Raw genomic sequence first — 18,977 nt, forward strand, 5'->3', positions numbered from 1 at the left:
CCAGTCTGTCAGGATGCCGGGACCGCGTGCGGCGCGAGTGCCCGCGCCGCGATGATACGGCTGTACTCCCGCCCACTGTCCTTCACGGTGCGCACCTGCGTGTCGTAGTCGACCCGGACGATGCCGAAGCGCTTCTCGTAGCCCCACGCCCACTCGAAGTTGTCGAGCAGCGACCAGTAGAAGTAGCCGCGGACGTCGACGCCGGCATCCTGCGCATCCAGGATCGCCGCGAGATGGTCGCGGACGAACTCGACACGCTCGGCGTCGTGGACGCGCGGCTCCCCCGCCTCGACGACGAGCTCGTCGTCATACGCGGCGCCGTTCTCGGTGACGTAGAGCGTCACGTCGGCGGGCTGGGCGTACTCGCGCCACACGCGCGTGAGCAGGCGGGTCAGGCCCTCGGGCTGGACTTCCCAGTTCATGGGCGTGCGCGGCAGGCCCCGCTCGTGCCAGAAGATGCCGTCGGATGCCGGGAAGGGCGACCGGCCGGGACGATCGGTCGGCGCCTCGCCGACGGGCGGCGGGACGACCGGCGCGTGACCGCTGACGAGCTCGCCGTGATAGTAGTTCACCCCGAGCGTGTCGATGGGCGTGGAGATGGCCTCCAGGTCTCCGGGGAGGATCGCGGCCTGCAGCACGTCGGCGGCCGCGGCATCCACCCGGCGGAAGTCCGCCACGATGTCGGACGGGTACGCCCCGCGGAAGATCGGGTCGAGGAACCACCGGTTGAACTGTCCGTCGATGCGGCGCGCGGCGTCGATGTCGGCGGGGTCGTTCGCGTCGGCCGGGTCGGCGACGGTGAGGTTCAGCGTGATGCCGAGGTTCAGCGAGGCGTCGCGGGCACGGAGCTCGCGCACCGTCTGCCCGTGCCCGAGCAGCAGATGGTGGGCGGCCAGCATGCCCTCGGCGTCGCTGTAGTGCCCGGGCGCGTGGATGCCGGCGGCGTAGCTGAGGAACGACGAGCACCACGGCTCGTTCAGCGTCGTCCACACGTTCACGCGGTCGCCGAGGGCGTCGTGCATGTCGAGCGCGTATTCGGTGAAGCGGTCCGCTGTCTCGCGCACGGTCCAGCCCCCGCGCTCCTGGAGCGCCTGCGGGAGGTCCCAGTGGTAGAGCGTCAGCCACGGGAGGATGTCGGCCTCGAGCAGTTCGTCGACGAGACGGCTGTAGAAGTCGACGCCCTTCGGGTTCAGGTCCCCCCCGTCAGGACGCACGCGCGACCACGAGGTCGAGAAGCGGTACGTCTGCAGCCCCATGCGCTTCATCAGCGCCACGTCATCGCGGTACAGGTGGTAGTGATCGCACGCGACGTCGCCGTTGTCGGCGTGGATGACCGCGCCGGGCTCACGGCTGAACGCGTCCCAGATCGACGCTCGACGCCCGTCCTCGAAGGCGGCGCCCTCGATCTGGAAGGCGGCGGTGGCGGCACCGAAAAGGAAGTTCGCGGGGAAGGCGCGCTCGGAGTTCTCGCTCATGCGGGCGGCATCCTCTCTGGGTATGGGGGGGACGGACGAGGGGGGGTGCGGAGGACGGATGCCGGGGCTCAGCCCTTGACGGCGCCCGCCATGATGCCGCTCACCAGCTGCTTGCCGGCGAAGATGAACAGCAGCAGCAGCGGGATCGTGGCGAGGATGACGCCCGCGAGGACGATGGAGTAGTCGACGAAGTAGTTCGACTGCAGCAGCGACAGCGCGACCGGCAGGGTCGGGTTCTGGCGGTCCAGCACGATGAAGGGCCAGAAGAAGTTGTTCCAGGAGCCCACGAACGTGAACAGGAACAGCATGGCCGCGGCGGGGCGGGCGGCGGTGACGCCGACGGTCCAGAAGGTGCGGATCATGGATGCCCCGTCCATGCGGGCCGCCTCGATGAGTTCGTCGGGCACCGCCTGTCGGAGGTACTGCGTCATCCAGAACACCCCGAACGCGCTGGTGAGCGCGGGGATGATGATCGCCCCGATCTGCCCGGTCCAGCCGAGCTCGGAGAACAGGATGTACAGCGGCACGACGCCGAGCTGCTGCGGCACCGCCATCGTCGCCACGACGAAGACCAGCAGAGCAGGGCCTCCGAGGAACTTCAGCTTCGCGAACGCCCAGCCCGCGAGGGTGGAGGTGATGACGACCGCGGCGGCGATCAGGAACGAGCTGTAGATGGAGTTCCACAGCGCCGTCCAGAAGTTCACGGCGGGGTTGTTGACGACGGAGGCTGCGTTGTCGAAGAAGTTGCCGGCCGGGATCCACGGGAACGGTCCGCGCAGGGTCGAGGAGTCACCGGAGCCGATGATGAACGACCAGTACAGCGGGAAGATCGCGGAGAGGAAGATCACGATCAGCGTCGCGTAGGCCCAGAATCCGGGGCGCGATCCGCGGATGCGGGTCGTGCGGGCGCCGCGCTTGCGCGCCTTGCGGTTGGGGATGTTCTCCTCGACGACGGCGAGGGGAGTGGGGTATCCGATGCTCATCGCTTCGCCTCCACGTCCTTCTTGGCGGCACGGGCGAGTTCTTTCGCCTGCCGTTTGCTGATCTCGGATCTGAGGCCTTCGTCACGGACGAGACTTCGCGTGATGATCAGGTTGATCAACCCGATCCCGAGGATGATGATGAACAGGATCCAGGCCATCGCCGCAGCGCGACCGAAGTTCCACTGGCCCCAGCCGATCTCGTAGAGGTAGAGGGTGATCGTCAGCCACTGCTGGGCGGCACCGCCTCGGCCGAACTGGTCGAACACGCGCGGCTCGTCGAAGATCTGCAGTCCGCCGATCGTCGACGTGATGATGACGAAGATCAGCGTGGGCTTCAGCGACGGCAGGGTGATGCTGAAGAACTGGCGGACGGGGCCGGCGCCGTCGACGGTGGCGGCCTCGTAGTAGTCGCGATTCACGGCCTGCATGGCGGCCAGCAGGATGAGGGCGTTGTAGCCGGTCCAGCGGTAGTTGACCATCGTGGCGATGGCGACGTGGCTCCAGAAGGGCTCGACGTGCCAGGGGATCGCGGGGAGACCGAACGCCTGGATCCAGGCGTTGGCGAGACCCGACTGGTCCGCGAAGATCGCGTTGAAGATGAGGCCGACGGCGACCGGCGCGACCACGAAGGGCACCAGCACGCTCATGCGCCAGAAGGTCTTGGCGCGGAGGTTGCGGTCGAGGACCGAGGCGATGAAGACCGCGAGGATGATCTGCGGGATCGTCGACAGCAGGAAGATCGAGAAGGTGTTGCGCAGCGCGGTCCAGAACTGGGGCTGCGTGAGGATCCAGATGTACTGGTCGAAGCCGACGAAGGTGCCGGAGCCTCGGATGAGGTCCCAGTCCATGAACGAGATGATCGCCGTGTACACGATGGGGAAGAGTCCGACCACCGCGAAGGTGATGAAGAACGGCGAGATGTAGAGGTAGGGCGAGACCTTGAGGTCCCACTTGCTCAGCCGCTGCGAGAAAGACAGCACGCGGGGCTGGCGTGGGGATGGCGTCGGAGCGCCGGCGCGCGTCTTCGGGCGCGGTTCGGTGACAGTCACGATCGTCCTTCGAGAGTGGATGGCCCGATGCGGGCGGGCAGGGGCGCTGCCCGCCCGCATCGGAGAGGGTTCAGATCAGAAGCCCGAGACCTGGGTGACCCAGGTCTCCCAGCTGGTCTCCTGGTCCTCGAGACCGTCGAAGACACGGGTCACCGCATCCTGAAGGGCGTTGTGGTACTGGAAGTACTGCGGTCCCTTGAACGGCGTCACGGTGATCGCGTCCGCCCGGTCGGTGAGGATCTGACCGGTCGGGGCGTCGTTGAAGTACGCGTTGGTCGAGTCGAGCAGGACCGGGCTCTCGAGCGCCTCGCTCTGGCTCGGGAACGTGCCGGCGGCCTCGAAGGCCTTCAGCTGCTGCTCGGGAGCGGTCAGCCAGTCGGCGAGCTGCTGCGCGGCCTCGACGTTGGCACCGTTGGCGGGGACGACGAGGTACGAGCCGCCCCAGTTGCCGCCGCCGCCCGGGAAGGCGTTGGCGATGTTCCAGCCCTCGGTCTCGGGAGCGTTGCCCTCGATGATGCCGAGCATCCAGCCGGGGCAGAGCATCGTGGCGAACTCGCCACCGGCGAGGGAGGCGAACCAGTCGTCGCTCCACTGTCCGGCGTAGGCCGAGACCGGCACCGCGCGCTCGACGACCGTGTCGTACGACTCGCGGACGTCGGGGTTCTCGGTGGCGATGATCGCGCCGTCAGGCTCTTCGTAGGTGTACTCGATCTGGTTCATGATGCCCTGGAGCACCGCGTTGGCCGAGTCGACGAAGGGCTGGCCGGTGGCCTCGGTGTAGTCGTCCGCCACGTCGAAGAAGGCGTCCCAGGTCGGGAAGAGCGCCTCGACCGACTCGCGGTCGGTGGGCAGGCCCGCCGCCTCGTACAGGTCTTCGCGGTAGCAGATGCCCTGGGGGCCGATGTCGGTGCCGTAGGCGACGAGGTTGCCCTCGGCATCCGTCGCGGCGGCTTCCTTGAAGTCGATCCAACGGCCCTTGAGGTCGTCGGGCACCGGGGTGAGCAGGTCGGAGTACTGCATCATCTCGGCGAACCAGTCGATCTCGACAGCTTCGACATCGGCGAGGCCGGTGTTGCCGAGCTTCTGGAAGAAGTTCGCGCGGGCATCGTCGGAGGTGGCCGCCTTGTTGTGGACGACCTCGATGCCGGTCTCTGCGGTGAACTCCGCGAGCAGCTCGTCGGTGTACCCGAAGTCGTTGAAGGTGGCGAGGGTCAGGGTGTCGCTGCCCGCGTCGCCGCCCGCGTCGCCGCCTCCGGTGTCGCCGCCGCTCGTGCAGCCGGCGAGGACGATGGCGGTCGCCGAGAACGCGGCGATCGCGGCAGCGCTTCTGCGCATGGCTCGTGAGTTCACTGTCACTCCTTTGTGTGTTCAGGTCAATTGGTGTTGCAGGGTCTTCGGCCTCAGAATGGTGCGAGAGACCTCGGGTGCCGTGGGAGCGTTCCCACCGAACGTGATCACACGCTATGAGATCGCTCCCACGATGTCAAGAGAGCGCTCCCACGTTTTTGGTCACGGTGCGATCACAGCGTGGTCACGATCATGATCCGACTAGGCTCGTCGCACGATCGCGGTCGGGAGGGCCGCGGCCGTAGACTGGGCGCACCCCTGCCCGCGACATCCGGAGCCTTAATCATGCCCACCATCGTCGTCGACGTCATGCCCAAGGCCGAACTTCTGGACCCGCAGGGGAAGGCCGTCTCGGGCGCACTGTCGCGGCTCGGCAAGGACGCCTTCACCGACGTCCGCATCGGCAAGCGCTTCGAACTGACCGTCGAGGGCGAGGTCACCGACGAGATCCTCGCCGAGGCGCGGCGCATCGCCGACGACATCCTCTCCAACTCCGTCATCGAGGACGTGGTCGGCATCGAGGTCGTCGAATGACCGCGCGCATCGGCGTCATCACCTTCCCCGGCTCCCTCGACGACCGCGACGCGCAGCGCGCGATCCGCATCGCCGGCGCCGAGCCCGTCGCCCTGTGGCACGGATCGCACGACCTCGAGGGCGTCGACGCCCTCGTCCTCCCCGGGGGTTTCAGCTACGGCGACTACCTCCGCGCCGGGGCCATCGCCGCCCTCGCACCGATCATGGCCGAGGTGAAGGATGCCGCCGCGAAGGGGATGCCGATCCTCGGCATCTGCAACGGCTTCCAGATGCTCGTCGAGGCGCACCTCCTCCCCGGCGGCCTCATCCGCAACGCGCACCAGCAGTTCATCCGCCGCGACCAGCGTCTGCTGGTGGAGAACGCCGACACCGCGTGGACCTCGGACTTCACCGACGGTCAGGAGATCGTCATCCCGCTGAAGAACGCCGACGGCGGCTACATCGCGTCCGAGGACGAACTGGACCGCCTGGAGGGCGAAGGACGCGTCGCGTTCCGCTACCTCGGCGTGAACCCGAACGGGTCGCTCCGCGACATCGCAGGGATCGCCAACGACCGCGGCAACGTCGTCGGCCTCATGCCGCACCCCGAACACGCCGTCGAGGCGGGCTTCGGCCCGAACACCCCGGCGGCCATGCGCTCGGGCGTGGACGGCCTGCCGTTCTTCACCTCCGCGATCTCCGCCCTCGCCGCCGCGGCGGTCTGAGCCGGGCGGTCGCGACCTGCATCGCGGGGGACGGCCGCGGGTAGCGTGGGGCAGGTGACTTCCCGCCGCATCGTCGTGACCGTGCCCTCCGACCGCCTCGCCGCCGACCTGGGCGAGCTGCCCGACGACGTCGAGCTGCTGGTGTGGCCGATGGACGGGCCCGCCCCGCGCGAGGCGCTCGACATGGTCGTGCCCCCGTACATGTCGATGAAGACCGTACTGTCACGTCTCGAGGGCGTGGAGACGGGGCTCATCCAGAGCCAGTCGATCGGCTACGAGGGGGTCGAAGACCTCCTGCCCGCAGGCCACGTCTTCGCCAATGCCGCGAGCGTCCATGAGACCTCCACCGCCGAGCTCGCGGTCGGGCTCGCCATCGCCGCGCAGCGTCGTATCGACCGCTTCGCCGTCGACACCGCCGCGGGGCGCTGGGAGTCGGTCTTCACCGACAGCCTCGCCGACCGACGCGTGCTGCTTCTCGGCTGGGGCGGCGTCGGAAAGGCCGTCGCCGCGCGGCTCGCCGGGTTCGAGGTCGACCTCACCGTCGTCGCGTCGCGCGCCCGCGTCGAGGACGGGATGCCGGTGCACGGTGTGGACGAGCTGCCGGCGCTCCTCGGCGACGCCGAGATCGTCATCCTCACCCTCCCCGGTGGGGACAGCACCTACCGGCTCGTCGACGACGCCTTCCTCTCCGCTCTCCCCGACGGTGCGCTCATCGTCAACGTCGGGCGCGGATCGCTCGTCGACACCGATGCCCTCGTCGCTCACGTGGAGCGCGGTCGCGTGCGCGCGGCCCTCGACGTCACCGATCCCGAGCCGCTGCCGGAGGGGCATCCGCTCTGGTCGCTCGCGGGTGTGCTCGTCACCCCGCACGTCGGAGGCGCCTCGTCGGCGATGACTCCGCGGATCGCGCGCCTGGTGCGGAAGCAGATCGACCGGCTCCGCGCCGGCGAGGAGCCGCTCAACGTGGTGCTGCGCGGCTGAGCCGCCTTTGCCGGGGTCGCGTTGCGTCAGGAGCGGTGGTCGATGTCGGCGCCGTCCCATAGGTCGCCGCATTCGATCTCGATCGCCGCGTGCGCGCGGAGGTACGGGCCTGCGCCGCGGTCGCCGTGCGCGGTGCGGGCGAGCTCCTGCCAGTGCGCGCGGCCGAGCACGACCGGATGCCCGGGGCGGCCGGCGCAGACGGCGCGGGCGAGCGTCTGCGGGCCGGTGGCGACGGATGCCGTGACGACGCGTCGGACGGCGGCGATCGGGAGGTCGGGGGTGTCGACCGGGACGATGACGGCGCGGTCCGCCGGGCGATCCGTCGGTCGTTCGCCGAGCGCGCGCAGGGCCGCGCGGAGGGAGGCGGAGAGCCCTTCCGCCCAGTCCGCGGCGACGACGACGGTCGCCGTTTCGGGAACAAGAGGCCGCGCCTCGTCGGCGCGTGCGCCGAGGACGACGACGACCTCCCGGCATCCGCTCTCCGTGAGAGTCGCGACGGCGCGTGCGACCCACGGCTCGCCGTCGGGCGTCCGGGCGAGGGCTTTGGGCCCGCCGAAGCGCGTCCCCGCGCCCGCCGCGAGCACCACCCCCACCTGATCCACCCCTCGACGCTACCCCTCGCCCGCCGCCCTTCCCATTGGCCGCGAGACTGCATCCTCCGGTCGAGACTGCGTGCGCGGCGTGCAGTCTCGACCGGAGGATGCAGTCTCGGCGTCTGGGGAAGGGGGGCGGGACGTCAGGCGAGGTAGGTGGCGGCCCAGATGCGGATCGCGTCGCGGATCGTCGCGGCGTTCGCCTCTCCGCCGTAGACCGCGGCGAAGCGCTCGTCGGCGACGTACATCTCCGCCAAGCCGGTGTACGCCGCGCGGTTCGGAACCTTCCCACCCCACTGCTCGGTCACCCAGCCGTGGTGGGCGGCGATCAGCTCCGGGAATCGGGGGCTGTCAGGCGCCTCCCCGTCATCGGCGGCCGCGCGCAGAGCGGCGTTGATGTCGAGGCTCCGTTTGTCGTCCTCGGCGCGCTCCTCCTCGCTCATCTCGGCGCGGCGCTTCGCGGAGCGTTCCCACGCCGCGTCACCCCAACGGGTGCGCACCTCCTCCTCGTAGCGGCTGTCGTCGACTCCGGAGAACACGTCTTCGATGGGCATGATTCGTCCTTTCCTCACCGCGTCCCGCACGCGGCGGACATCGGCGATCTGTTCCATGATTCGTTCTCGCCGCGCCTCGAGGAGAGCGAGGTGGCCCTCGATCGCGTCGGGGAGGGTCGTCTGGTCATCGAGCGCACGCCGGATCGTCGGCAATGGGAGGTCCAGCGCACGAAGCGACAGGATCCGGTACAGCCGCGCGACCTCGGCATCGCCGTAGAAGCGATACCCGTTGCTCGCGACGCGCGACGGATGCAGCAGCCCGACGTGCTCGTAGTGCCGCAGCGCTCGGCTGGTGAGGCCGGTCGCCTTAGCGAGGTCCTTGATCGCCCACTCCGTCACGGTCTCCTCCTCAGCGCGCGTTCGATGCCTTCACTCTGCCGGTTGACGCTGCGGCAGAGTCAAGTCGTCGTGTACGCGTGCGCCGGGGGAATGGCTGGAACACGTCCGTAACACGACGGCGGTAGCGTCGGCATCCGCGCGTCCTATCAACCATGGCCGCCGGTCGGGACTCCCCCGGCGGGCAGGGCGGGGACTGCGACGATTCCGTCGTCTCAGACCCACAGGAGAAGCCATGGCCACCGTCGACAAATCCACCGCCGGCGTCAACACCCGCCAGTACCACGTCGCCCTCGCACCCGGAGAGGTCTCGTCCGTCGCACTGCTGCCGGGCGACCCGTTCCGAGTTCCGCTCGTCGCGGAGTTCCTCACCGACGTGAAGGAGGTCGCCCACAACCGCGAGCACCGCACGATGACCGGCTGGTACAAGGGCCGTCACATCACCGCGACCTCCACGGGAATGGGATGCCCCTCCACGGCGATCGCGGTCGAAGAGCTCGCGCGCGTGGGCGTGACCTCGTTCATCCGGGTCGGCAGCTCGGCCGCGGTGCAGCCAGGCATCGTCCCCGGCGATCTGCTGGTCAGCGAGGGCAGCTTCCGCAACGACGGCACCACCGACGCCTACCTCCCGAAGGGCTTCCCCGCCGTCCCCGACCTCGAGCTGACGACGGCACTCGCGCGTCACTCGGAACGGATCGCGACGGATGCCGGAACCACCTCGCACCGCGGCATCGGCGTGAGCGACGACGCGTTCTACGCAGAGACCCCGGAGTGGATCGAGCAGCTCAACCGCATGGGCATCCTGAACGTCGAGATGGAGGCCTCGGCCCTGTTCATCGTGGCGCGCCTGCGGGGCCTGCGCGCCGCGATGGTATGCGCATGCTCGAGCAACCTCATCGACGGCGCTTCGCTCTATTCGGGCGTCAAGTCGGCGCTGTCCGACGGCTGGATGCGGTCGATCGAGGCGGCGCTGGAGACCGCGGTCGAACTGGAGCTCTGAGCGCGAGCTGCCCCGTTGCGGTGACCTGAACAGGGACGATCAGGCCGCAGGCTCGACCTTGGCGAGCAACGTGGTTTCGGCGAGCTCCGCCAACCGGCGCGTGGCCGGCGACAGATACTCCCCCGCCCGCCATACGAGCGCGACGGTGTCGTACATGGGCTCCGCGAACGGCGTGACGTGGACGCCCTCGGGGAACGACGAGCCCTCGGCGATCGTGCGGCAGACCATCGTGTCGGCCGCACCGGTGGCGACGAGATTGAGCGCGGTCTCGACGTGCTCGACCTCGATGGCGGGGTCGAGCACGAGTCCGCGCAAGCGCGCACGCTCGAGCAGCTGGCGACGCGTCGGGTCGTCCCATCCGGCGTACGCGTCGTAGAGCACGAGTTTCGCACGCGCCACTTCCTCGATCGTCACCGGTCCGTCATCCGGATGCCGGTGCATGGAGGCGTAGACGACTTCGTCACGGAACAGCGGCTTGACCTCGAGACCCTCGTCGATCACGGGGAGGACGACGAGACCCGCCTCGATCTCGCCGGCAGCCACCGACTCGGCCACGAGTGACGAGTTGAGGCCGACCAGGCGCACCCTGACTCGGGGGTGGCGCTCGTGGAATCGCTGCACGAGGTCGGAGAGGTCGTAGTAGGCAGCGTTGCGCAGCACGCCGAATGTGCAGGTGCCCCCCTCCAGCGACGCGAGGGCGCGGATCGCATCGACACCGTTGGTGATGGCGGTGACCGCTTGAACGGCATGCTCGCGGAGCTCCAACGCAGCCGCCGTCGGGACCAGACGCCGACCGCCCCTCGTGAAAAGCTTCAGTCCAAGTTCTCGTTCCAGCCTCGCCACCAGCTCGGAGATCGAGGCCTGCGTCGAGTCCAGCTCCTTCGCCGCAGCGGTGAAGCTGCCTCGTTCGAGCGCTGCGAGAAACGCTTTCAGCTGCGTGAGGGTCATGGCATGCCCGCTTTCATCTGGATTTCTGCGTAGTATAGGGAAACCTTGTGATTTGCACCGTACTCAACGGGCTTGTGGGGGAGCATGACGCGTCCCTACTGTTTCTCGCATGCGCTTTTCCCCTCGACTGCTCGCTCAGCTGAACGGCTCTTTCCTCCACCTCAAGACCCCGGGTATCGATGCGCCCGCGGCCCAGCGAGAGCCGGAAGTCATCCGGACCGTCACGGAGATGCTTCGCACCATCGAGAAGGGTGGGATGGATGCCGTACGCGACTACGCCCGGTCGCTCGACGGTTACGACGGGGGCGACATCGAACTCTCGAGCGCCGAGATCGCGCGCAGCGGCGACCGGCTTGACCCCGACCTGCGGTCCGCGATCGAACTGGGATCCACCCGCACCCGGGCATTCGCCGACACGCAGCGGGCGAAGCTGATCGACTTCTCCACCGAACTCGAACCCGGGCTCACCACCGGTGTTCGCTACGTGCCGGTCTCCCGAGTCGGGGCGTACCTACCCGCGGGTCGCTTTCCGCTGACGGCATCCGCGTTCATGACGGTCGGTGTCGCGAAGGCCGCCGGGGTTCCCTCCGTGATCGCGTGCACGCCGCCGCAGCCCGGCGGGCGCGCCAACGACGCCGTCGTCTACGCGGCGCACGTCTCGGGGGTGGACCACGTCTTCGTGCTCGGCGGCGTGCAGGCTCTCGCCGCGATGGCGTTCGGTCTCCTCGAGGACTTCCCCGTCGACATGCTCGTCGGCGCGGGCAACGCCTACGTGGCCGAGGCCAAGCGTCAGCTGTTCGGAACCGCGGCGATCGACCTCCTCGCGGGGCCCTCCGAGGTTGCCGTCATCTCCGACGACACAGCAGACCCTGAGATCGTCGCGGCCGATTTGCTCGGCCAGGCGGAGCACGGCCCCAACTCGCCGGCGGCGCTCGTGACGACATCCGAACACCACGGCGCAGCGGTGCAGGCGGCCGTCGAGCGCCAGCTGCAGGTGCTGGCGACGGGGTCGATCGCCGGTCCGGCGTGGCGCGACTACGGCTCGATCACAGTCGCCGAGAACCGCGAGACCGCCGTCGCGCTCATGGACGACCTCGCGCCCGAGCACCTGGAGGTGATCACGGCCGATGATGAGTGGTACCACGAAAACCTGCGCAACTACGGTTCGATCTTCCTGGGCGAGTGGAGCACTGTCGCGTACTCCGACAAGGGCATGGCCGGAACCAACCATGTGCTCCCGACAGCCGGCGGCGCCAAGCACAGCGCCGGCCTCTCCGTATCGAGGTTCCTCAAACCGCTCACATGGCAGCGCATCTCGCGCGAAGCGACGCCGAGTCTTGCACACGCTGTGCAGGTGATCTCGGACTCGGAGGGCATGGCCGCACACAGCGCAACGGCGACGATGCGCCTGGCGACATATCGGGAGCCGGCACGCACGACGTGACGGAAGTACGCGGCCGCCGCCGCGTCAGGACGGAGGACAGACCATGGAGCACCCCGACGGCAGCAAGACCACGTCGCATCAGGTCCGCGCGGTCGCACTCAGCCCGACCATCCACTTCGGCGATACCGAGGGCAACCTGGCCCGCGTCGCAGACGCGATCGGCTCCGGTGCCGACGACGCTCCCCGACTTGTCGTCGCGCCTGAGCTCACCACGAGCGGCTACGTCTTCGCCGATCGCGCAGAGGCCTGGGGACTCGCGATGACACGAAGCGATGCACGGTTGGCCGCCTTGTCCCGCGCGATCGGTCCCAGAACCGTCGCCGTCGTGGGGTTCTGTGAACGTGACGGTGATGACCTCTTCAACAGCGCAGCAGTGATCACCCAGGCGGGAATCCAGGCGGTGTACGCGAAGTCGCACCTGTGGGGCGCCGAATCGGCCATCTTCCGCCCGGGGCCCTCGGCGGGCATCGTCGTCGAGACCGAGATCGGACGAATCGGCATGGCGATCTGCTACGACAACGAGTTCCCCGAAGTACCACGAAGACTCGCGCTCCGGGGTGCAGAAATGCTCGCGCTGCCGGTGAACTGGCCGCTCGTTCCTCGCCCGCGCGGAGAACGCCCACCTGAGACAGTGCAAGCGATGGCGGCCGCACGATCGTCGCGGCTGCCCACCGTCGTCGCCGACCGTCACGGAACGGAGCGCGGCGTCAGCTGGACCGGCGGTACCGCCGTGATCGACGGCGACGGCTGGGTCGTCGCCGAGGCCACCGACGGCCACGCTGAGGCCGTCCTCGACATCACGCCCGGCCACAAAGGGCTCGGCCCGTGGAACGACCTGTTCCGGGATCGCAGACCCGACATCTACTGAGCCATTCGCCCCACACCCGAGAAGGATCATGATGAACGACCCGCAACCCGAAATCAGACAGACGCAAGTGGCTCTGCCCACGACCTCGGGCATCGAGGTGAAGTCGATCGACTGGGTGCCGCTGTCCGAAAGGACCGGCAAGCCCACGAGCCTGTTCTCCCTATGGTTCATGTCGAACGCGAACCTCACGACGCTCGCGACCGGCATGGTCGGCGTGGCGATGGGCGCGAACCTTCTGGTCTCCCTCGTCGCGATCATCGCAGGCGTGTGCGTCGGAACGGTGTTCACCGCGTTCCACTCGGCGCAGGGCCCTCAGCTAGGCCTCCCTCAGATGATCCAGTCGCGGGCGCAGTTCGGCTATCGCGGCGTCGCTCTGGTGTGCCTGATCGTCATCGCCAGCATCGTGGGATTCAACATCTTCAATCAGCTGCTCGCCGGCGACGTGCTGACGATGACGACCGGAATCGACGCCGGCGCCGGGTGGTACATCCTCATCACGGCTCTCGCCTTGACCCTGGCGATCGTCGGCTATCACTGGATCCACCGCGTTCAGAAGTGGCTGACGTGGCTCTTCCTCGCCACCTTCGGAGTGTTCACGGTCGTCGCCGTCGTCGCCCTTCCGCTGCCCGCAGGGACGCTTGCGGTCGGGGACGTCAACTGGCCGGCCTTCCTCGTCCAGTTCGCCGCCGCCGCTGCGTACGCCCTCGGCTGGGCGCCCTACGTCTCCGACTACTCCCGCTACCTCCCGCCCCAGACGAGCCCGCGCAAGGCGCTTTTCTACACGTCCTCAGGAGTCATCGTCGGTGCCGGCTGGCTCATGGCGCTCGGGGCGTTCGTCGCTTCCCTCTTCAGCGACGCGGATCCTGTAGGGGCCATCGCTGCGACTGCCGACGCCCTGCTTCCCGGCCTCGGACTCGTCTTGCTGTGGAGCGCCCTTCCCGCGCTGATCACCGTCATCACGATCAACATCTACGCGGCCAGCATCGAATTGATCACCGTCGCTGACTCGTTCGCGAAGGTGCGGCCCACGCGCACGACGCGCGTCGTCGCGTGCACGATCGTCGGACTCGCGGGGCTCCTGGGAGCGGTGTTCTCGACCGGCGAATTCCTCGACTCGTTCGGCAGCTTCCTCGTCGTCCTGCTGTATGTGCTCGTCCCGTGGACGGCAGTGAATCTCGTCGACTACTACCTCGTACGTCGTGGCACGTATGCGATCGCCGAGATGTTCCGTCCGAACGGGATCTACGGTGCGTGGGGATGGAGGGGCATCGCGTCCTACCTCATCGGGATCCTCGCGATGGTGCCGTTCGTCGTCACAACCTGGTTCGTCGGACCGATTGCACAAGCGATCGGTGGCATCGACATCGCACTCTTCGTCGGGCTCGGGGCGTCGGCGCTCGCCTACGTCCTCCTCGCACGGGGTCTCGACCTGTCACGGGAACGCGATCTCGCCGCAGAGGAGGGGGCCGAGTTCGGCGTCCGTTCCGTGAGCTTCGGTCAGGCGGGACGTTGAGCCGTCGGGCCCTCGCCTCCGAGGCGAGGGCCCGTCAAACTGCTCTCTAGTGGCACTTTTCCACATAGATGAGATCTTCGTCTTTAATGTCGGAGGCTATCGCTAGTCTTCGAACATGGATACGAGCCGGTTGATCGAGTTCAGCGACGAAGACCTCGCCGAACTCGACGAGGTCGCGCACTACGCGGAGGCCATGACCCTGGCCCTCGGCGCCATGGAAGTCGGCAACGTCCGTAACCAGGCCCGTGCCGGGGCGATCGCGGAGCGGGTGTCGCGGCGTCAGTCGGCGTCGGTGCGGTCGCAGGAGATGGTCTACCGTTCCGTCGCCGCGGAACTTGCCGGGGTGACGTTCACCACGGACCGGTCGATGCAGGCGCAGATCAGCCAGGCGGTGGAATGGGTGGAGTGCTACCCCGTGACGTTGGCGGCGTGGGAGGCGGGGCGGATCACCCGCGGGCACGCCACCGCCGTGCTCCGGTGCGGGACCGTGCTGCCCCGGGATGCGCGGGCGGAGTTCGACGCCCAGGCCGCGGAGATGTGTGTGGGCCAGAGCGTCGGTCGGGTGAAGGATCGCCTCGATCACTTGGCGCAGGAGCTGCACCCCCGCACCCTGGCCGAACGGCACGTCGAGGCCCGGAAGGAACGACGGGTCGGGCGACAGTCGGTCGGGGATGCGATGTCTGCTCTCATCGCCGTCGTCCCCGAGATCCTTGCCGCAGCGATCGATGACCGGCTCAACGAACAAGCCTCCACGATCATCGACGCCGACCCCGACGGACGCACCCGCGACCAGATCCGGGCGGACATCCTCTGCGACATGCTCCTCACCGGCTCACCCCTGGCAGACCCCACCATCGACGGGGACGGCAACGGGACTTTGGGGATGATCCGCGCGAAAGTGCAGGTCGTCGTTCCCGCGTTGACTCTCCTCGGTCGGGATGACGACCCGGCGAACGACACCACCACTGCTGACCTCGTCGGCTCCGCTCCGATCGACCCGGCCACCGCCCGGGCTCTGGCTGGCGCCGTCCCCACGTGGGAACGCCTCGTCGTGCACCCCGTGACGGGGCAGGTGCTGTGCACCGACTCATACCGGCGCACCGCCTCCATGGCGCGATTCTTGAAGGCACGCGACCGGCACTGCCGGTTCCCGGGGTGCCGACGGCCCGCGATCCGCTGCGAGGTGGATCACACCTTCGACTACGCCCTCGGCGGCCCCACCGACGTCCGGAACCTCTGTCATCTCTGCCAGAGACACCATTCGATGAAGCAATTCACCTCCTGGGGCGTCCGACAACTCGGGGGCGGGGTTCTGGAATGGACCTCACCGACCGGGAGGGTCTACATCGACCATCCGCCGGCGCCACTGGTGAGATTCATGCCGTCCGGAGGTGGGGCACCACCGCCGGATGAGGGTGGCGGCGCACCGCCGCCCGACCCCGCACCCTTCTAAGTGGAGCGATCGCACCTGATCGACCAATCAACATCCGACCGGATGGCGCGAGCGTCTGCCCTGTTCACAGGAGCGTGGCCGTGACCGCCCAGGCGACGAGAGCGAGCGTCAGGGCGGACCCCGGAAGGTTCCACGTCTGCACCCACCCGGGAGGGCGGTCGCCGGCGCGCTCCATCATCGTGCGCAGCACTCCTCCGCCGCGCTTCTCATCGACATCGTGACCGGGCGCGAGCGTTTCCATCCGAACGGTGTTGACACCTCGGGTGACGCCCTTCCCCGCGCGAAGTGTGTCCATCGCGCCGCCCGGCGACACCAGCATCACCACCGGACGGATCGACCGTGAGCCGTGGCGAAATCGCGGAACACCGCTGCCCGATACCGTCACGGCACTCGAGGCGGTGAACCGCACGATCCGCAGCGGGTTACGAACGACGAACTCGCCATCGCGGTACGTCACCTCGGGGTAGGCCCACAGCACCCACACGACCCACAGCAGCAGCGCTGCGGGCGCAAGCACCACGTCCGCCCCCATTCGAGCGGGCAACAGAGGCGTCAGAACCGCGAAAACCCCGAACGCCACGGGCGCAAGAACCCAGACCGCTCGCGCCCCCGGCAGGTGCATCTCCCAGCGCATCCGCTCCATCCCTCCTCGCCGATAGCCGGAAAGCCCCGCCACTATTCCGGAGCGCTCCGGCGCGGCCGACCAGACCACCAGACGTACACGGCCGCGAGCACGAACGACCCAGCAAGGATCACGATCCACCACGGGAAGGTCGGGATATCCGGAAACTCACCGGCGCCGTCGAGGTCGCCCTGCGGTGTCGGAATGATGCGCTCCCCCGTGACGAGGATGCGATGACTGTTTACCCCGAGGGGCGTGCAGGTGACGAGCGTGACCAGATCCTCGCCGAGGACAGGAACGAGGGACTCGGTGTCCTCGGGCTCGACCACCTGCGTGTCGATCACGCGATACGAGATGACCTCGCCGAACACCTCGATGGTGAAGGTGTCCTCCACCTCTACCTGGTCGAGGTTCGTGAACAGCTCCGCCGTCGCAAGACCGCGGTGAGCGGTGAGAACCGAGTGCGTCGTCGCCCCGCCCACCGGCAGCGCCGTGCCCTCCAGGTGCCCGACGCCCTCGTAGAGGACCTGTTCGCTGGTCCCGTGATAGACCGGCAGATCGACGCGGATGGACGGGATCTTCAGACGCGCCATGATGCCGGTCGCGTCCGACCGAAGCTGTTCCGCGTACTCGCTCGACTGATCCGGAACGTTCGCGAGCGGCAGCCGCTCGTTCGACGCGATCTCGGCGCCCCCGTCGACGAGACCGGCGTTGTACTCGCGAGCCGCGTCGAGCTGCGCTTCGAGGCTGTCCGCCCCGAGATCGCGTACCTGATCGGAGTAGGTGCCGATCTCCTGGGACTGCACGTACTGCGCGAACCAGGCCGCGACCGTCGGATACATCAGCAGCCCCACGCCAAGGAGCGCTCCGAGCGCGAAGAAGAGAGCAAGACGGGGCAGCCGCCACCTCGCCCGTCGACGATCTCGTCGCAGCGGAAGCACGGAAGGGGTCGACGACACGGGAGAATCCCGCATCGTCGACCCCTTCTTCACTGTGCGACGGTAACTCAGACGGCAGCGGTCTCGGCACGCGCCGCCCGCGCGTTGCGACGCGCGACGAACAGCGCCGAACCGAGCATCACCGAGAGGAGCGCTGCGCCACCCGCGGCGAACCAGACACCCCCGTCACCACCGGTGATCGGCAGCACGAACGCCGGCACCTGGTTGTGCGCGAACTCGACGTAGTTGCGCACGGGCGCCACGGTCGAGGTCGGGCCCGGAACGACCGCGGTCAGCACGCGATCCGGCGACGGCAGCTGGAACCCTGCCGGCGGGGTGATCTCACGGACCCAGTAGTTGCCGGGAGTGACGATCGGGATGACGACGTTGCCGTCGGGCCCGGTGGTCCAGGTCGTCTCACCGTCGACCGAGATCGGGTTCGCGCCGTTGATCGCGTCCTGCTCGGTCAGGAAGACCTGGTACACGGCACCCGCCAGCGGCGTCCGCGCGCCATCGCTGGTGGCGTAGGCGTTGATGGTCAGCTGACCGATCGGCGTGCTGCCCGCGACCGTCTCGGTCGCGCCGTTGACGTTGGCCGTCGCGTTGTTGACGATGACACCCGAACCGGGGATCTCCGTCGCCCGCGTGAGCACCTCGAAGGTGACGGTTCCGCCCTGCAGGGACGTGAGCCGGACGAGACCGGCGGGGGTGAAGGAGACCGTGACCGTGCCGTCCAGCTCGGTGATCGTGTAATCGGTGCCCTCGGCGAAGGCCTGGCGGACGCCGGCGGCGTTCGTCACGTACACATCGGACGGCGTCACGCCCTGGGGCGTGGTCGTCGGGGTCAGGTACGTCAGCTCACTCGGCAGCTGGTCCGAGATGCTGAACGTCTCGATCGAGTCACCCGCGGCCAGCGTCGGGATCGACGAGGCGAGAGCCCACCGGATGAGGTCGGGGTTGCGGCGCTCGACCGAACCGGCCGGCGCGGGGATGCGGGTCTTCGTCAGCTGCGTCACCGCGTTCTTGGGGTAGACGTGCACGTCGTAGATCCACTGGTTCGCGGGTGAACCGGCAGCTCCGGTCGGGAGCGGAAGGGTGACGAGGAACGGCGCGGCCGGGTTGGTCGCTCCCGGAGGCAGCTGCGTCTCGGAGACGAGGTAGAGGCCGATGGGCAGGCCGTCGGGATACGTCCCGGGGTCGGCGGAGAAGGTCGCGATCCCGGAGCTGTCACTCACGGACGACGTGAAGCTCACCGTGTTGGGGCGCTGAGCCGCCTGCGCCGGCGTCAGCTGGGCGGCCGTCGTCCAGCCCTCGGGGGTCGACAGGTCGACACCCGCCACGAGCGTGGCCGTGAACTGCGCTCCCGGCAGCGGGTCCGCGGGCGGGGTGGCCAGCTCCTGGCCCGTGGAGAACGGGTTGAGCGGGGTCGAGGGCCCGAGTGCGTGCTTGTGGATCGTCAGCGAGCGGTCGACGGTGGTGTCGATGTTTCCGGGGAGCGTCTCAGCGGACGCCGGAGCGACAGCTCCGACGGCCGCGATGACCCCGAGCGCGAGCACGCTGACAGCAGCGGCTGCTTTTCTGCGGATGGACATGGATTTCCTTTCAGGGAGTGACACTGCGATGAGGAGGAGTGGA

At 68.5% G+C, this 18,977-nt stretch carries 18 protein-coding genes; 8 read left to right on the plus strand and 10 right to left on the minus strand.

The window, feature by feature from the left end:
• Positions 1–8 precede the first annotated feature (8 nt).
• The 4 genes from AB0O93_RS13360 to AB0O93_RS13375 all read right to left on the minus strand — a co-directional run bounded on the left by AB0O93_RS13360 (position 9) and on the right by AB0O93_RS13375 (position 4,842).
• Positions 9–1,475: a family 1 glycosylhydrolase gene (locus AB0O93_RS13360; protein ID WP_363344123.1), complete on the minus strand. Its 1,467-nt coding sequence runs from the start codon at positions 1,473–1,475 to the stop codon at positions 9–11.
• A gap of 68 nt (positions 1,476–1,543) precedes the next feature.
• On the minus strand, positions 1,544–2,458 hold the full coding sequence (locus AB0O93_RS13365; RefSeq protein WP_363344125.1) for a carbohydrate ABC transporter permease: 915 nt from the start codon (positions 2,456–2,458) through the stop codon (positions 1,544–1,546).
• Positions 2,455–3,438, minus strand: a complete 984-nt coding sequence (locus AB0O93_RS13370; RefSeq protein WP_363344127.1) for a sugar ABC transporter permease — start codon at positions 3,436–3,438, stop codon at positions 2,455–2,457. The genes AB0O93_RS13365 and AB0O93_RS13370 overlap by 4 nt, the downstream gene beginning before the upstream one ends.
• A gap of 144 nt (positions 3,439–3,582) precedes the next feature.
• Positions 3,583–4,842 (minus strand): extracellular solute-binding protein, encoded by a 1,260-nt coding sequence (locus AB0O93_RS13375; RefSeq protein ID WP_363344128.1) that lies wholly within the window; start codon positions 4,840–4,842, stop codon positions 3,583–3,585.
• A 297-nt stretch (positions 4,843–5,139) separates the two neighbouring features.
• On the opposite strand from AB0O93_RS13375, the gene purS reads away from it, so the two are divergent.
• Genes purS through AB0O93_RS13390 form a run of 3 tightly spaced genes read left to right on the plus strand, consistent with a single transcriptional unit; the run spans position 5,140 to position 7,073 of the window.
• On the plus strand, positions 5,140–5,388 hold the full coding sequence (gene purS, locus AB0O93_RS13380; RefSeq protein WP_236967772.1) for a phosphoribosylformylglycinamidine synthase subunit PurS: 249 nt from the start codon (positions 5,140–5,142) through the stop codon (positions 5,386–5,388).
• A complete protein-coding gene (gene purQ / locus AB0O93_RS13385; RefSeq protein WP_363344131.1) occupies positions 5,385–6,092 on the plus strand; it encodes a phosphoribosylformylglycinamidine synthase subunit PurQ in 708 nt (235 codons plus the stop codon). Before purS ends, purQ begins: the two co-directional genes overlap by 4 nt.
• A 54-nt stretch (positions 6,093–6,146) precedes the next feature.
• A complete protein-coding gene (locus AB0O93_RS13390; RefSeq protein WP_363344133.1) occupies positions 6,147–7,073 on the plus strand; it encodes a 2-hydroxyacid dehydrogenase in 927 nt (308 codons plus the stop codon).
• A 26-nt stretch (positions 7,074–7,099) separates the two neighbouring features.
• Here the strand turns inward: AB0O93_RS13390 and AB0O93_RS13395 are convergent, their stop codons facing one another.
• Both AB0O93_RS13395 and AB0O93_RS13400 read right to left on the minus strand, forming a co-directional pair.
• Positions 7,100–7,675, minus strand: coding sequence for a nucleotidyltransferase family protein (locus AB0O93_RS13395; RefSeq protein ID WP_363344135.1), 576 nt, complete (start codon positions 7,673–7,675; stop codon positions 7,100–7,102).
• 134 nt (positions 7,676–7,809) lie between these two features.
• A complete protein-coding gene (locus tag AB0O93_RS13400) occupies positions 7,810–8,559 on the minus strand; it encodes a MerR family transcriptional regulator (RefSeq protein WP_363344137.1) in 750 nt (249 codons plus the stop codon).
• Between the two features lie 232 nt (positions 8,560–8,791).
• On the opposite strand from AB0O93_RS13400, the gene AB0O93_RS13405 reads away from it, so the two are divergent.
• On the plus strand, positions 8,792–9,556 hold the full coding sequence (locus AB0O93_RS13405) for a nucleoside phosphorylase (RefSeq protein WP_363344139.1): 765 nt from the start codon (positions 8,792–8,794) through the stop codon (positions 9,554–9,556).
• A gap of 39 nt (positions 9,557–9,595) precedes the next feature.
• Here AB0O93_RS13405 and AB0O93_RS13410 read toward each other — a convergent pair whose 3' ends face one another.
• Positions 9,596–10,504: a LysR family transcriptional regulator gene (locus tag AB0O93_RS13410; protein ID WP_363344141.1), complete on the minus strand. Its 909-nt coding sequence runs from the start codon at positions 10,502–10,504 to the stop codon at positions 9,596–9,598.
• Positions 10,505–10,613: 109 nt separating this feature from the next.
• Between AB0O93_RS13410 and hisD the strand changes: the two genes are divergently transcribed.
• The 4 genes from hisD (at position 10,614) to AB0O93_RS13430 (ending at position 15,782) form a co-directional block, all read left to right on the plus strand.
• Positions 10,614–11,948, plus strand: a complete 1,335-nt coding sequence (gene hisD, locus AB0O93_RS13415; protein WP_363344143.1) for a histidinol dehydrogenase — start codon at positions 10,614–10,616, stop codon at positions 11,946–11,948.
• A gap of 43 nt (positions 11,949–11,991) precedes the next feature.
• The gene (locus tag AB0O93_RS13420) at positions 11,992–12,816 is read left to right on the plus strand and encodes a nitrilase-related carbon-nitrogen hydrolase (RefSeq protein ID WP_363344145.1); all 825 of its coding nucleotides are present in this window, start codon (positions 11,992–11,994) and stop codon (positions 12,814–12,816) included.
• Positions 12,817–12,883: 67 nt separating this feature from the next.
• Positions 12,884–14,329 carry a cytosine permease gene (locus tag AB0O93_RS13425; protein ID WP_363344147.1) on the plus strand — a complete coding sequence of 482 codons (1,446 nt, stop codon included), beginning with the start codon at positions 12,884–12,886 and terminating at the stop codon, positions 14,327–14,329.
• 115 nt (positions 14,330–14,444) lie between these two features.
• Positions 14,445–15,782 (plus strand): DUF222 domain-containing protein, encoded by a 1,338-nt coding sequence (locus AB0O93_RS13430; protein ID WP_363344149.1) that lies wholly within the window; start codon positions 14,445–14,447, stop codon positions 15,780–15,782.
• A 64-nt stretch (positions 15,783–15,846) separates the two neighbouring features.
• Here AB0O93_RS13430 and AB0O93_RS13435 read toward each other — a convergent pair whose 3' ends face one another.
• The 3 genes from AB0O93_RS13435 to AB0O93_RS13445 all read right to left on the minus strand — a co-directional run bounded on the left by AB0O93_RS13435 (position 15,847) and on the right by AB0O93_RS13445 (position 18,934).
• Positions 15,847–16,302 carry a hypothetical protein gene (locus AB0O93_RS13435; RefSeq protein WP_363344151.1) on the minus strand — a complete coding sequence of 152 codons (456 nt, stop codon included), beginning with the start codon at positions 16,300–16,302 and terminating at the stop codon, positions 15,847–15,849.
• Between the two features lie 155 nt (positions 16,303–16,457).
• Positions 16,458–17,378 carry a class C sortase gene (locus tag AB0O93_RS13440; protein WP_363344153.1) on the minus strand — a complete coding sequence of 307 codons (921 nt, stop codon included), beginning with the start codon at positions 17,376–17,378 and terminating at the stop codon, positions 16,458–16,460.
• Positions 17,379–17,410: 32 nt separating this feature from the next.
• The gene (locus tag AB0O93_RS13445; RefSeq protein WP_363344155.1) at positions 17,411–18,934 is read right to left on the minus strand and encodes a SpaH/EbpB family LPXTG-anchored major pilin; all 1,524 of its coding nucleotides are present in this window, start codon (positions 18,932–18,934) and stop codon (positions 17,411–17,413) included.
• Positions 18,935–18,977 lie beyond the last annotated feature (43 nt).

Source organism: Microbacterium sp. NPDC077184 (genome assembly GCF_040687055.1).
Classification (GTDB): Bacteria; Actinomycetota; Actinomycetes; order Actinomycetales; family Microbacteriaceae; genus Microbacterium.